A 13,270-nucleotide genomic window follows, 5' to 3' on the forward strand; every position below is an offset into this window, starting at 1 on the left:
GCGGGCGGAGCCGCTTGTTCTCTTTTCCGACGCCCCACCCCGCGCTCTGGAGCCCCACGGATGCAGGCCACCCCGCCCGTTCTCACCGCCCGGGCCGTCCTCCTCGACATGGACGGCACCATCGTCAACTCGGACGCGGTGGTCGAACGCTGCTGGCGGGCGTGGGCGGTGCGGCAGGGGCTCGACCCCGCCGAGGTGCTGAAGGTCGTCCACGGCCGTCAGGGTCACGCGACCATGGCAATCCTCCTCCCGGACCGCCCGGCGGCGGAGAACCACGCCGACAACCGGGAACTGCTCGCCCAGGAGACCGCCGACGTCGAGGGCGTCGTCCCCGTCGGCGGCGCGCCCGCCTTCATGCGGGCCCTCGCCGGCCTGCCCCACGCGCTGGTGACCTCGGCGGACTCCGCCCTCGCCACGGCCCGGATGAACGCGGCCGGTCTGCCCATGCCCGCGGTGCGGGTGACCGCCGAGAGCGTGGGCGCGAGCAAGCCGGACCCGGAGGGCTTCCTCAAGGGCGCGGCCGAGCTGGGGCACGCCCCCGCCGACTGCGTCGCCTTCGAGGACTCCGAGGCGGGCATCGCGGCCGCCCGCGCGGCCGGCATGCGCGTGGTCGGCGTGGGCCCGCGCGCCGCGGCCCACGGCCCCGACCTGCACGTCATGGATCTGAACGGCCTCGTCGTGACCGCCCGCGCGGACGGCACGATCGCACTGCGCGCCGCATAGGCGCGAGGGGCTCGCCCCGCCCCACCTCCGTACGGCTCCCCGCGGCTCCCCCCGCCGGGAGCCGTTCGCATGCCCGGGGCGAACGGACCGGCCTGCGCCGTCCCGCGCACCCGGGGCGAGCGGACTATCCGGCGCCGTCCGCACGCTCCGCACCGTCGCGGTGCAGCCTGCCGCGGGCGACGAGCTCCAGCACCACCGCCACCGCCACCGCCTGGACCGCCATCAGGGCCACCAGGACGAAGAGCTGCACCGCGCCCGCCTCGACCGGTGAGGCGCCGCCGAGCAGCATGCCGACGAATGCGCCCGGAAGGGTGACGAGCCCGACGGTCCTGGTCTGGTCGAGCCCGGGCAGCAGGGCGTCCGACGCCGGTTCCCGGGCGACCTCCATCCGGGCGTCGCGGTCCAGGAGCCCGAGTGCGAGACCGGCCTCCACCTCGCCGCGGCGCTGCGCCAGCTCGTCCAGCGCGCGCCGGCCGCCGAGCACGGTCGCGGTGAGCGCGCCGCCGATGAGGATGCCCGTGACGGGAACGAGCGCGATGCCCTTCACCGGGACGAGCCCGGTCAGCAGCAGGGCGGCGACGACGGGGACCACACCCGCCGCGATGGGGAGGGCGGCCCACCACCAGGTGCCGTTGGGGGTGACGCGCCGGCCCGCGGTGCGCACGGCGACGGCGTACATCAGGAGCAGGAAGCCGAGGAGCAGCGGGAGCGACTCGACGACCACGCCGATCACCAGGGAGACGGCGGCGAGTTGGACCGCCGCGCGCACGCCGGCGACGGCGATCCGGCGGGAGCGGCCGAGGTGGGCGACCGCCGCGACCGTGGCGGCGGCGGCGAGCAGGACCGCCAGTACGGCACCGAGTGTGAGGTTGACCGGCAGCAGCACGCCGCAACCCTACGCCGGTGAAGGGATCGTGGCGTCCCGTCAGAACTCTTGATGTGACGTGCCCATGTCGTCACCCTGTTACCTGGCGCCCATCCCCTTGCAACCTGGCGCCGCCAGCATGGCCACGCCCCCGAGGGGCATCTCCCGCGCCGGACGGCGTGCGGGGAGGTCAGGTTCCCCCCACCTCAAGGAGTTCGCATGTCTCGTGTCTACGCGCGTCACCTCCGCCGTACCGCCGTGGCACTCGCCGCGTCCGCGCTCGCGGCCACCGGCCTGCTGGCCACCGCCCCCGCCGCGCAGGCCGCTCCGCCCACCCCCGTCAGCGCCTCCACCGCCCGCAGCTATCTCGGCCAGCTGACCGTCTCCGCCGAGGGCTCCTCCTCCGGCTACAGCCGCGACCTGTTCCCGCACTGGAGCACCCAGTCGGGCGCCTGCAACACCCGCGAGGTCGTCCTCAAGCGCGACGGCTCGAACGTCCAGCAGGACTCCAGCTGTGCCGCGGTCAGCGGCAGTTGGTTCTCCCCCTACGACGGCGCCACCTGGTCCGCCGCGTCCGACGTCGACATCGACCACGTCGTGCCGCTGGCCGAGGCCTGGCGTTCCGGCGCGAACTCCTGGACCACCTCCAAGCGCCAGCAGTTCGCCAACGACCTGACCCGCCCGCAGCTGATAGCCGTCACCGACAACGTCAACCAGGCCAAGGGCGACCAGGACCCGGCCGAATGGCTGCCGTCGGTGACCTCCTACCGCTGCATGTACGCCCGGATGTGGGTGCACACGAAGTACTACTGGAACCTCAAGGTGGACTCCGCCGAGAAGAGCGCGCTCCAGTCGATCCTGAACGGCTGCTGACCCGCCGCCGCCCCGGTCTCCCCCGGACCCGCCGTGTGCGGCCGGGGCGGCCGGGGCGGCACACGGCGCGAAGCGCGGCGCCGGAACGGCGACGTTTCCGCCGTCGTTCCGTACCGTACAGAGCGGCCGCTCCGTACCGTGCGGAGCGCCGGAAGGGGACTCGCGATGGCCGGCCTGAGGCTGGGACCGCTCCTGCGGCACGTGGACTGGGAGTCGGGCACGAGCGCGACGGTGTGGGTCGAGACCGACCGGGCCTGCACGGCGGAGGTCCGGTGCGCCGGCGGCGCCGGGGGCTCGGCCCCGACGTTCCGCGTCGCCGGCCACCACTACGCGCTGGTGGTCGTGACCGGGCTCGCCCCCGGGTCCGCCACGGCGTACGAGGTGCTGCTCGACGGCGAACGGGTGTGGCCCCTCGCGGACTCGCCCCTGCCGCCCAGCACCATCCACACGCCCCCGGTGCCGGCGACGGGAGCGGTGGTCGCGTTCGGCTCCTGCCGGTGGGCGGCGCCGGCCGTGGGCGAGCCCGACCCGGTGGGGCCGGACGTCCTCGACACCCTCGCGGCCCGGCTGGCCGGCGACCCGGAGGCCGAACGCCCGGACGTCCTCCTGCTCCTGGGCGACCAGGTGTACGCGGACGAGACGTCCGCCGCCACCCGCGCCTGGATCGCCCGGCACCGGCGGACCGCGGGCACCGGCTCCACCGCCCCGCCGGACCAGGTCGCCGACTACCAGGAGTACACCCACCTCTACGACGAGTCCTGGGGCGATCCCGAGCTGCGCTGGCTGTTCTCCACCGTGCCCACCTGCATGATCTTCGACGACCACGACGTCATCGACGACTGGAACACCAGCGCGGCCTGGGTGGCCGACATGCGGGCGACGTCCTGGTGGCACGAGCGGATCACCGGCGGCCTGATGTCGTACTGGGTCTACCAGCACCTCGGGAACCTCTCCCCCGCCGAACTCGCCGAGGACAAGCTGTACGCGGCGGTGACCGCCGCCGACGACGGCACCGAGGTGCTACGCGCGTTCGCCGAACGCGCCGACGCCGACCCGGCGACGGTGCGCTGGAGCTACCGCAGGGACTTCGGCCGCACCCGGCTGCTGATGGTCGACACCCGGGCCGCGCGGGTGCTGGAGGAGCAGCACCGGGCGATGCTGGACGCCGAGGAGGCGGACTGGCTGCGGACGCAGGCGTTCGACGACCCCGGCGGCGTGGACCACCTGCTGGTCGGGACCTCGCTGCCGTGGCTGCTGCCCCCGATGGTCCACTTCGCGGAGGGCTGGCACGCGGCGCTGTGCCGGGGCGAACGCGGGCCGCGCTGGGCGCGCTTCGGCGAGTGGCTGCGCCGGCGGGCGGACCTGGAGCACTGGGCGGCGTTCACCGCGTCGTTCGGGAGGCTGACGGACACGGTCGCCGAGGTGGGCCGGGGCGAGACGGCCCCGGCGACGGTGTGCGTGCTCTCCGGGGACGTGCACCACGCGTACGTGGCGGAGCCCGTGTGGCCCGCGGGGCAGCAGCCGCGCTCCCGGGTCTTCCAGTTCACCTGCTCACCGCTGCACAACTCGGTGCCCGCGGCCATACGGGCCGGATTCCGGTTCGGCTGGAGCCGGTTCGCCAAGGGGATCGGGCACCTCCTCGCCCGGCACGGGCGGGTGGCGCGACCGGCGGTCCGGTGGGAGCGCAGCGGCGGTCCGTGGTTCGGCAACCAGCTGATGACCCTGACGCTGCGCGGGCGTTCGGCGCGGCTGCGGCTGGAGCGGGCCTCGGCGGACGGGAAGCGGGGGCGCCGCGGGACCGATCGCGCGGGTGCGCGGCTGACGGGTGTGCTCGACCGCAGCCTCACGGAAGGGAGTTGACGCCCCGCCGGACGACGGGCGGACCCCGGCCGCACATCCCTCCCCGACGAACATGGGCGTTATTGTTGAACTTGCAAGTATGAGTGAGGGCAGCCTAACCTGAACTCCCCGTCGGTACCGTCCCCGCCGCCGAAGGAGTCCCCCCATGCCCTTTCCCTCCCCGTCCGGCCGCCTGCACAGGGCCCAGCCCTACGCGCTCGGCCTCTTCCGCGTCGTCGTCGGACTGCTCTTCGCCTGCCACGGCGCCGCCTCGCTCTTCGGCGTGCTCGGCGGCCGGGACGGCGGCACCGTCGACGCCGGCACCTGGCCCGGCTGGTACGCCGCGGTGATACAGCTCGTCGCCGGCGGCCTGGTGCTGCTCGGCGTCGGCACCCGCACCGCCGCGTTCCTCGCGTCGGGCTCGATGGCGTACGCGTACTTCGTCGTCCACCAGCCCGAATCGCTGTTCCCGCTGACCAACGGGGGCGAGTCGTCCGCGATGTTCTGCTGGGCGTTCCTGCTCCTGGTCTTCACCGGCCCCGGCGCACTGGCGCTGGACGGCCTGTTCGGCGGCAGGACGGCCGACGGGCCGGCCCGCGACGACCAGGCCACCGTCACGGCCTGACCCCCGGACACCCCCGCCCACGCCCGGCCCCTCTCCGGGGGCCGGGCGTGACGCGTCGGGCCCGGCGTGACGCGTCCATGGGTCCCGGGGCGTGCACGCCTGTGACGACCCCTGCCCCCGGCGCCCGGGCAGGCACGTCCCGTCGCCGGTGCGCCCGACGACCTCCGCCGACGCGATGCCCATCACGTCGACACCGCCGTTGACGCACACCTTGCCCGGGCCACCGCCGCCGGCCAGGACCTCACGGAGCGGATCGAAGCCGTCCCCCTGGATCTCGATCCTCTCCGCCGGAAGCCCGAGCGCCTCGGCCGCCGCCGCCCACAGGCCGGAGGTGTCGACGCGTGACGGGCGCCGGGGGCAGGGGTCGTCACAGGCGTGCACCCAAGGGCCGGCCTCACGCCTCCGGGGGCGTGTGCAGCCAGGTGCCGATGCCGGCCAGGGCGCCGGCCCCGTAGTCGGACTCGACGTCCCTCGCCAGATCGGCGATCGTGACGGCCCGCAGCGAGGTGCGCCAGGCGTCCTCCGCCGAAGCCATGGCCCGGGAGATGGCACAGGGCGTGGTGCAGGCCTCCGGCGGCGTCGCCATCGGGCCGCGCTGCCGGATCTCGGTGCAGACGAAGGCCGGGGCCGGCCCGTCGACGGCCTCGACGATGTCGTGGACCGTGATCGAGGCGGGCGGCCGGGTCAGCACGTAGCCGCCCGCCTTGCCCTGCACCGACCGGATCAGCCCGGCCCGCGACAGGGCCTGGAGCTGCTTCGCGAGGTAGGTGGGCGAGACGTCGTGGAGCTGGGCGAGGCGCGCGGCCGGCACCGGCTCCTCCACCGAGGTCAGCACCACCGCGCAGTGCAGCGCCCACTCCACCCCGCCCGACATCTTCACGGGCCCACTCTACCCGCGTCGCCGTTGACTCGGACATGGAGTGTCCGAGTATTATCTCGGATAGAAGGTGTCCGGGTTTGCCCCTACGGTGGCGGACAGGACCCCGAAAGGCACACGTTCGGCCTTCCCGCTCCAGGGAAGACCGGGCGCACTCCAGGAAAGAGGCATGCCATGAAGTTCGCCGTCCTCGGTGGAACCGGACTCATCGGGTCACAGGTCGTGGAGAACCTCGGCGCCGCCGGCCACGACGCCGTACCGCACTCCCCGTCCACCGGCGTGGACCTCATCAGCGGCGCGGGCGTCGCGGAGGCCGTCGCGGGCGCCGACGTCGTCGTCAACCTCACCAACTCCCCCACGTTCGACGACGCCTCCCCGGCGTTCTTCCGCACCTCGATGGAGAACCTCCTCGACGCGAGCGCGCAGGCGGGAGTCGGGCACGCCGTCGTCCTGTCCATCGTCGGCGTGGACCAGGTCCCCGAGCTCGACTACTACCGGGCGAAGACGCTTCAGGAGGACCTCCTCAAGGCCGGTCCCGTCCCGTACTCGATCGTCCGCGCCACGCAGTTCATGGAGTTCGTCGACGCCGTCCTGTCCTGGACGGCCGACGGCGACACCGTGCGCCTGCCCCGTACGCCGATCCAGCCGATCGCCGCCGCGGACGTCGCCGCCGCCGTCACCGAGGTCGCCGCGGGGGCCCCGCTGAACGGCGTCCTCAACGTCGGCGGGCCCGACGTCTATCCCCTGGACGACCTCGGCCGGCTCACCCTCACGACCAAGGGCGACAAGCGCTCCGTCGTCACCGACGACTCCGCCGGCATGTTCGCCGCCGTCCGCGGCGACGTCCTCACCACGCCCGACGGCGCCCACATCGCGGCCACCCGCTACCCCGACTGGCTCGCCTGACCACGCCACCAGCGGCACCCGGGCCCGCCCCGCCCCCCACCCCGCAGGCGAGACCCCGTCGTGGCGAGGGGGGCGGCCGGGATCGGCGCCGCTCCCCTCACGCGCCGGGCGGCCGGTACCGGATGGCCTCGGCCCTGCGCAGCGCCTCGATGGTCTCGTCGACGCTCAGCAGGACGGTCGTCTCGAACGACCGCAGCGCCCCGCCGCCGCTGATCGCCGGCCCGACCGCCGGCATGGACACGTTGTCCGGGGCCTCCCACAGGGTGTACCCGTCGTGCGTCCCGAAGGCGTACCAGAAGCCGTGCAGCTGCCCGCCGACCGACTCGATGCAGGACCGGGCGGCCTGCGCCCGGCCCTCGGGGTGCGCCCCTCGGGCACGAAGGAGCGGGTGCGGCTTCCGCCACGCCCGCTCCGCCGCGAGCAGCACGACGGGATTCGTCCCGACACCGCTCTTCGGCCCTGTCCGCTCAGCGTGGGCCGTACCGCCGGCCCCGGCCGTCGACGTCGCGCCGCTGCCGGTCGTCCCGGCGACGGACGAAGTCACGCGGTTCGAGATCACCTTCCGTGAGCCGTCCGACCACGAGTCCGACGACCCCCAGCGCAAGTACCAGCAGGAAGGCCCAGAAGTCACCGAAGAACGCGGCGAAACCCAGCGCCATTCCGGCGAACAGACCCACCACGGCTCTGCTCATCACTCGCCCCTTCACCCGACAGGCCCCAACCGGCTAATGAATCCGCTGCCGCTCCCGCTCCTCCCCTTCGTCCTCCTCCTCGGGCAGGTGCACATCACTGACCGTGATGTTCACCTCCACGACCTCCCGCCCCGCCATCCGCTCCACCGCGGAGATCACGTTCTCCCTCACGGCGCCGGCCACGTCCGAGATCGAGACGCCGTACTCGACGACGATCTCCAGATCGATGGCGGCCTGCACCTCTCCGACCTCGACACTGACACCGCGGGTGACGGACTTGCCGCTGCCGGCGCCGGGCATCCGCTCGCGCATGGCTCCCATCGAGCGCGAGATCCCACTGCCGAGAGCGTGCACACCCAGCACGTCCCGCGCCGCCATCCCGGCGATCTTCTCCACCACCACGTCGGCGACGGTCGTCCGACCGCGGGAGGCGGGCGATTCGCTGCGCTGTGCACCGGTGTTTTCGGTCATGAGGGTTTTCCTTCCTCGAAGAGCAACGCGAAGACCCCCTAAGCGAATAATATTCTCTTTGGTGCGATTTCTCCGATGCAAGGGTCGGCCCCGGGCGGCCTGGAACGCGCCGGGAACACCCTCGGTGGCGTGCCGGGCACGGGTGGGAAGCGACGACCTGGGAGAAGGTGGGCACGTGAGAACCGAGGCGTGGATGCCGACCGTACGCGGTCGGATCGTTCCGGGCCGGCTGCTCCCTCTCGGAGGGCCGAAGGACGGGACATGGATCACGGAGCAGGCGGCCGTCGGGACCCTCTGGCCCACGGCGGAGATCCCCGGCGTCCGGCTGGAGAGCATGCGCATCGGGCCGGATCCCGGCCGGGCCGTGTCCGCACCGGTCGTCCTTCCGCCGGCCGGTGCGCTTCCCCCCGGCCCGCTCCGGATCGAGGCAGCCATCACCACGTCGGCCACGCTGCCCCTGCACCGGTCGGCCGAACGGTTGAGGACCCTGCTGCTCGACGTGGCGGCCGCACATCTGGGGCTGACTCTCGTGGCGGTCGACCTGCGGGTCACGGATCTCCACGACGCCATGGAGACGGAGAGCAGTCCGCAGACGGTGAGGCGGGCCGAGTCGCCTGCGGCCCACGCCGCCCCGTCGCGCAGCGCCTTCCCCGCGGCCGGAGCCGAGCCCTTGTACGGGCAGAGCGGAAGACTGGCGACGGTGGCGTCCGCCGTGCCGGGCGTCGCACGCCTCACCGCCCTGCCGGGAGGTCGGCCGATCGCGGTGGAACACCAGGACGACCCGCCCGGCACCCACATCGAGGTCCGGCTCGCCATCGCGCCCGGACACCGCCCGTTGGACGTCACCCGCGCCGTCCGGGCCGCGGTGAGCGCCGCGGCCGCCGACGACATCACGGGCCCGGCGTCCACGGCTGTCCTCGTCACGGAGGTCGCGGCCCGACCGTCCCGGTGAGGCACTCCTCCACGGGGCGCTGGGTGCGGTCAGCCACGTCGCCCGCGGCGTCCCCTTCGCCCGATCCTCCGCTCTGCCGCGGCGAGCAGTCCGGCCAGTCCCGCACGGCGTTCGGCCATGTCCGGCTCCTTTCGGTCGATCCGCTCAGAGACCACTCGCGCGCCGCGCGTCCCTCGGCCGGCTCCGTCGTCCGACGCACCACAGCGTCGTGCCACCGGACGGCCCCCACCTCCATGAGGCCACCAGCGGCATGTCACGCATCCTCGGCCGCTCCCCTCTGTGGCGGCGCGGGGCAACAGCACTTCTCCGCAACGGTGTTGGGCGAGGCGGGAGCTGTCGGGCGCGGCCCCGGCGCCGCGGCCGCGCCGGCCCCCTACCCGGCTTCCGGAGGCCGGGTGCTCCGGAGGCGGGGAACTTCTCGAAGCCGGCACGCGTTGGCAGGACAGGACGTCCGGACGGACAGGTGTGGACAGAGGTGACGAAGACTCGTCCGCGGAGTGAAGGGTTCCCTGCCCTCCGAGGCCCTCTCCCGACGACGAGCGGCCGACCCTACGGGGCCATGGATCACGGTCGTCCGTGAGCCGTGCGAACCGCAGTCGCGCCCCCGGACGGAGCCCGCCCCATGAACGCACAGCCCTCGAACCCTCCCCCGTCCGCTGTCCGGGCGGTGGAGGGGAGCGACTTCGCCCGGCTCTCGAAGAAGATCGCCGCCGCCGGACTGATGAGCCGGCGCCCGGGCTACTACGCCGCCCGGATCTCGGCGGTCGCCGCCCTCTACGTCGGCGGATGGACCGCCTTCGTCCTCGTGGGCGACACCTGGTGGACGCTCCTGGTCGCGGCCTTCCTGGCCCTCGTCTTCGGCCAGGTCGCCCTGCTCGCGCACGACGTGGCGCACCGGCAGGTGTTCCGGCTCCGCAAGGCCAGCGAACGAACGGGCCGTCTCGCCGGCAACGCCGGCATCGGAATGGGATACGGCTGGTGGCAGGACAAGCACACGCGCCACCACGCGAACCCCAACCACGAGGACCTGGATCCCGATCTCATCCCCGACGTCCTGGTCTGGTCCCAGAAGCAAGCGCGCGCGTCGAAGGGCCTCCCCCGTCTGCTCGGCCGCTTCCAGGCGTTCCTGTTCTTCCCTCTCCTCACCCTCGAAGGCTTCAACCTGCACGTGGCAGGGGTGAGGTCGCTGGCCGACCGCTCGGTCAAGCACCGGGTGACGGAGGGAAGTCTGCTGTTCGCGCACTTCGCCCTCTACCTGGGCGCCCTGTTCCTGGTGCTGCCGCCCGGCATGGCGGTGGCGTTCCTGGTGGTCCACCAGTGCCTCTTCGGCGTCTACCTGGGAGCGATCTTCGCCCCGAACCACAAGGGGATGCCGATCCTGACCGGCGACGACCGCCCGGACTTCCTGCGGCGGCAGGTGCTCACCTCGCGCAATGTCCGCGGCGGATGGCTGACCGACGTCGCGCTCGGCGGGCTGAACCACCAGATCGAACATCACCTGTTCCCGAGCATGCCCAGCCCGCACCTGCGCAGGGCCCGGCAGATCGTCCGCCGCCACTGCCAGGAGCTGGGCCTGACCTACCTGGAGACCAGCCTGATCGACTCCTACCGACAGGCCCTCACCAGCCTCCACCGGGCCGGAGCCCCGATCCGGCAGGCCGCGGCATAGGCCGCTGCCCGTCCTCCCGCCGGACACACGGGCCGCACAGCCGCGTGCCGCCGCCGTCCGTCACCTCTGCCTGCCGCGTCGTCGATGTCGGCGACCGTCGTCAGGGACCGGAGAGTTCGGGGAAGACGCGGACCGAGCCTCCACCCTGCTCGCCTGCTCCGCCTTCGGGGCACGCACCGCCGCCGAGATCGCGGCGGCGGCCCGTCAGGCGGACACATCCCGGCCACCGAGGCGTGGGCGGGGGGCGGCACGGGCGAACCGCGATCGATCACGTCCGACGAGCCGGGCTCCGCCGCTGACGCCGCATGGCGATCACCATCACGACCGACAGCAGCAGGAAGAGCAGCGCGCCCCCGCCGGACAGCCACGCCAGTACGGCCGCACCGCCGCCCCCGACATCCTCGTCACGGGCGACCGTCCGGGGATCGTCCGCCTGATACCGGACCGTCATGCGGGTGCCCACGGACTTCTTGCCGCCGCCACTGCCTGCCGGCAGATCCGCCACCACGGACCGCCCGCCGGCCTCGAACTCGACCTGGCACCGGCCCACCATGCACGAGCCGCTCCGGTGCAGCGTCGCCTGCGCCGGCACTCCGTCATGGAGCGATCGCAGGTGTCGGGCCGCCGGCATCATCACCGCTCCCGACAACACGCCCAGGAGCAACGCGATCACCAGCGACACCACGAGGGCCACACGAGGCGCCATGACGCCCGAAGCCGTGTTCCGCCGGTGCGCGTCATCGGCACGGGGGTTCGGTAGGTGGTTCAGGTTCTCATCCGTCCGTTCAGTGCGCGCCGAAGCGGCGTGCGGGCTCAGACGCGGAGTGCACGTCGTGCACCTGCCGTCGGACACCGTAATCGGCCCGACCGGCCGGCATCACGTACAGATGTCGGCACGCCTGGCCCCGGTCCTGCTGCCTGCTCTCGGCAACGCACACCGGCAGCCGGCCCTGGGCGCCGAAGGCCCCCAGCTGTGAGCGGCCGGGGCAAGAGGTGAATGTCGGGACGGAAGCACGTCCGGATGTTCAGAGATCCGTCCCCGGCCGGCGGCAAGGGGGTCACCTCTGAGCTCTGGATCTTCCCGGTCGCCGCTACTGACCGTGGTCCACTGCCCGACGGGCACGAATCAGGCACGGCGGCTTCATGGGCGGCATCCGCTATTCGCAGGCGACGCCGTCACCGTCGCGATCCAGGTGCCTTCCGTAGCCGGCATCTCCCGTGCGGATCGGATCGGCGCCCGCGTCGCGCACCTCGGAGCAGTTCGCGTAGGAGGCCGCACCACCGGACCCACCGCTGCTGTCGTCGCCGTCCGCCGCCGGGGCCACCGTGACGCGGATGGTCCTGGTCTTCGTCACCGTCGGCGCGGGTTCGGGCTCGGCCGTCACGGTCTGCGTGGCAGCCGGCGCCGGAGTGGCCGTGACCGTCGCGGTGGCGGTTGCGGCGGGCGCTGCCTGCGTGCTCGCCGCGGTGTCGCTCGTCGTCTCGCCGCCGGACCCGGCGACGACACCGATGAAGAAGAGCATCAGCGCGGCCGGGATCAGGATCCGCTTGCGTGCCCACTTCGGGCGCACCGGCTCCGGAGTGGGCGGCACGTACGGGCCGAGGTGCCCAGGGGCGGGCGGCTGACCCCAAGGAGGCTGCTGAGAAGGCGGGTTGTGCGACATGTATCCCCCCACGGGACGCTGAGAAGGAAGCCGACCGTAGCGGATACGCCATCGAATACTGGCCAGTTTCGTAAAATAGGAGGACCTCTCGAAGCATCCGCGAGAGCCGCTGCAGACATCGAGCGGTTCCAGCCAGCCAGAGGGTGACCCCCTGAACGGGGCCTGTCTCGTGCACCGGGGGGACATAACCGGCTGCCGAATGCTGCCGCCGGGCGTCTCCTCGGCTGCACTCAGGACAGGCCGGCGCGTCGGTCATACAGCCCACCCTGACGGAGCGACCTCCTCGTCGGAAAGCAGTGAGCAGCTGGCCGACATCTCGACCTTGATGCCGGGCATTCGAAGACCGATCGCGCTTGAGGAGCGCATGATGCCGTGACCGCTGCCCCAATCGCCTACACAGGGCTCGGCTTCATGCCGACATGGCTCGTCTTCGTGGTCGCCGTACTGGCTGCGATCGAGATCATCCTGGCCTATCGACGGCAACGTTGACGGCAGGACCGAAAGGAGTGGGCCGCTGTCCACCGGCTGCTGAACGGCGGCCCGCCAATCCTGGTGACTGACCAGCCTGAGCCCGATCAGGTCGGTCGGTGAGCGCCGCGCCCACGGCCCAATCCCGGCCGGCGCTGGGCCCCCTGCCTCCCTACTGGTCGGGCACGGGTCAGTGGCGGTACCTGGCCTGGTCTCCCTCGACGTGGAGCAGCAAGTCTTCGATCACCGAATCATTGTCGGCCTGTACGAGTGTGATGCCGAGATCGTCCGCGGCTTGAAGCGCTTGGCCGGCCGCAGAGCCGTCGGGATCGTGACTTTCGACCGCTGTTGTCCAGGCTTCGAAGACCGGTCGAACGGCGTCCCATGCGGAAGTGGTAGCGAAGCCGCAGATGAACCACGGCTGATCGGCCCCTGCGGGAGTGAGTACTCCTAGGAGCTCGCCGCCTGCGTGAGCCGCACGGGGTGAGGGTCACTGCGCCTCCTCCTGAGTAATCCCGCAAGGTCGGCGGAGCAGTCTGGGCGGCAGCCGCCATGGGGTGAGAGCTCCGGGGCCGCAGGCTTTCCCGACTTGGGCAACCATTGGTCCTGGCTGAGGAACGAACAAGGCCCAGGTTCCCGGTTCAGT

At 72.7% G+C, this 13,270-nt stretch carries 14 protein-coding genes; 7 read left to right on the plus strand and 7 right to left on the minus strand.

Translation table 11 applies throughout. The annotated features are described in order from the left end of the window. Nucleotides 1-60 precede the first annotated feature (60 nt). Nucleotides 61-723 (plus strand): HAD-IA family hydrolase, encoded by a 663-nt coding sequence (locus EAO77_RS01080; RefSeq protein WP_147986261.1) that lies wholly within the window; start codon nucleotides 61-63, stop codon nucleotides 721-723. A gap of 124 nt (nucleotides 724-847) precedes the next feature. Here the strand turns inward: EAO77_RS01080 and EAO77_RS01085 are convergent, their stop codons facing one another. Continuing rightward, entirely contained in the window at nucleotides 848-1,609 is a 762-nt protein-coding gene (locus EAO77_RS01085) for an ABC transporter permease (RefSeq protein WP_147986262.1), read from the minus strand. A gap of 198 nt (nucleotides 1,610-1,807) precedes the next feature. On the opposite strand from EAO77_RS01085, the gene EAO77_RS01090 reads away from it, so the two are divergent. The 3 genes from EAO77_RS01090 (at nucleotide 1,808) to EAO77_RS01100 (ending at nucleotide 4,925) form a co-directional block, all read left to right on the plus strand. After that, on the plus strand, nucleotides 1,808-2,461 hold the full coding sequence (locus EAO77_RS01090; RefSeq protein ID WP_147986263.1) for an HNH endonuclease family protein: 654 nt from the start codon (nucleotides 1,808-1,810) through the stop codon (nucleotides 2,459-2,461). Between the two features lie 165 nt (nucleotides 2,462-2,626). Then, complete coding sequence (locus EAO77_RS01095) at nucleotides 2,627-4,321, plus strand: alkaline phosphatase D family protein (protein WP_147986264.1); 1,695 nt, start codon at nucleotides 2,627-2,629, stop codon at nucleotides 4,319-4,321. A gap of 145 nt (nucleotides 4,322-4,466) precedes the next feature. Then, nucleotides 4,467-4,925, plus strand: coding sequence for a DoxX family protein (locus EAO77_RS01100; RefSeq protein ID WP_147986265.1), 459 nt, complete (start codon nucleotides 4,467-4,469; stop codon nucleotides 4,923-4,925). 394 nt (nucleotides 4,926-5,319) lie between these two features. On the opposite strand, the gene EAO77_RS01105 is transcribed toward EAO77_RS01100, so the two are convergent. Next, on the minus strand, nucleotides 5,320-5,799 hold the full coding sequence (locus EAO77_RS01105; protein WP_147988867.1) for an RrF2 family transcriptional regulator: 480 nt from the start codon (nucleotides 5,797-5,799) through the stop codon (nucleotides 5,320-5,322). Nucleotides 5,800-5,976: 177 nt separating this feature from the next. Between EAO77_RS01105 and EAO77_RS01110 the strand changes: the two genes are divergently transcribed. Then, nucleotides 5,977-6,708, plus strand: coding sequence for an SDR family oxidoreductase (locus EAO77_RS01110; RefSeq protein WP_147986266.1), 732 nt, complete (start codon nucleotides 5,977-5,979; stop codon nucleotides 6,706-6,708). A 97-nt stretch (nucleotides 6,709-6,805) separates the two neighbouring features. On the opposite strand, the gene EAO77_RS01115 is transcribed toward EAO77_RS01110, so the two are convergent. The 3 genes from EAO77_RS01115 to EAO77_RS01125 are packed head-to-tail and all read right to left on the minus strand — an operon-like array spanning nucleotide 6,806 to nucleotide 7,871. Further along, nucleotides 6,806-7,132, minus strand: a complete 327-nt coding sequence (locus EAO77_RS01115) for a GYD domain-containing protein (protein WP_147988868.1) — start codon at nucleotides 7,130-7,132, stop codon at nucleotides 6,806-6,808. Nucleotides 7,133-7,175: 43 nt separating this feature from the next. Next, nucleotides 7,176-7,400, minus strand: a complete 225-nt coding sequence (locus EAO77_RS01120; RefSeq protein WP_147986267.1) for a hypothetical protein — start codon at nucleotides 7,398-7,400, stop codon at nucleotides 7,176-7,178. 33 nt (nucleotides 7,401-7,433) lie between these two features. Further along, complete coding sequence (locus EAO77_RS01125; RefSeq protein ID WP_147986268.1) at nucleotides 7,434-7,871, minus strand: Asp23/Gls24 family envelope stress response protein; 438 nt, start codon at nucleotides 7,869-7,871, stop codon at nucleotides 7,434-7,436. Nucleotides 7,872-8,046: 175 nt separating this feature from the next. On the opposite strand from EAO77_RS01125, the gene EAO77_RS01130 reads away from it, so the two are divergent. Both EAO77_RS01130 and EAO77_RS01135 read left to right on the plus strand, forming a co-directional pair. Next, nucleotides 8,047-8,823 carry a hypothetical protein gene (locus EAO77_RS01130; RefSeq protein ID WP_261993755.1) on the plus strand — a complete coding sequence of 259 codons (777 nt, stop codon included), beginning with the start codon at nucleotides 8,047-8,049 and terminating at the stop codon, nucleotides 8,821-8,823. A gap of 622 nt (nucleotides 8,824-9,445) precedes the next feature. Then, entirely contained in the window at nucleotides 9,446-10,492 is a 1,047-nt protein-coding gene (locus EAO77_RS01135) for a fatty acid desaturase family protein (protein WP_147986269.1), read from the plus strand. Between the two features lie 268 nt (nucleotides 10,493-10,760). Here EAO77_RS01135 and EAO77_RS01140 read toward each other — a convergent pair whose 3' ends face one another. Both EAO77_RS01140 and EAO77_RS01145 read right to left on the minus strand, forming a co-directional pair. Further along, nucleotides 10,761-11,186 carry a DUF3592 domain-containing protein gene (locus EAO77_RS01140; protein WP_261993756.1) on the minus strand — a complete coding sequence of 142 codons (426 nt, stop codon included), beginning with the start codon at nucleotides 11,184-11,186 and terminating at the stop codon, nucleotides 10,761-10,763. Between the two features lie 463 nt (nucleotides 11,187-11,649). Continuing rightward, nucleotides 11,650-12,063, minus strand: a complete 414-nt coding sequence (locus EAO77_RS01145; RefSeq protein WP_315986068.1) for an excalibur calcium-binding domain-containing protein — start codon at nucleotides 12,061-12,063, stop codon at nucleotides 11,650-11,652. Between the last annotated feature and the right edge of the window lie 1,207 nt (nucleotides 12,064-13,270).

Source organism: Streptomyces sp. T39, from assembly GCF_008042045.1.
Lineage (GTDB): Bacteria > Actinomycetota > Actinomycetes > Streptomycetales > Streptomycetaceae > Streptomyces.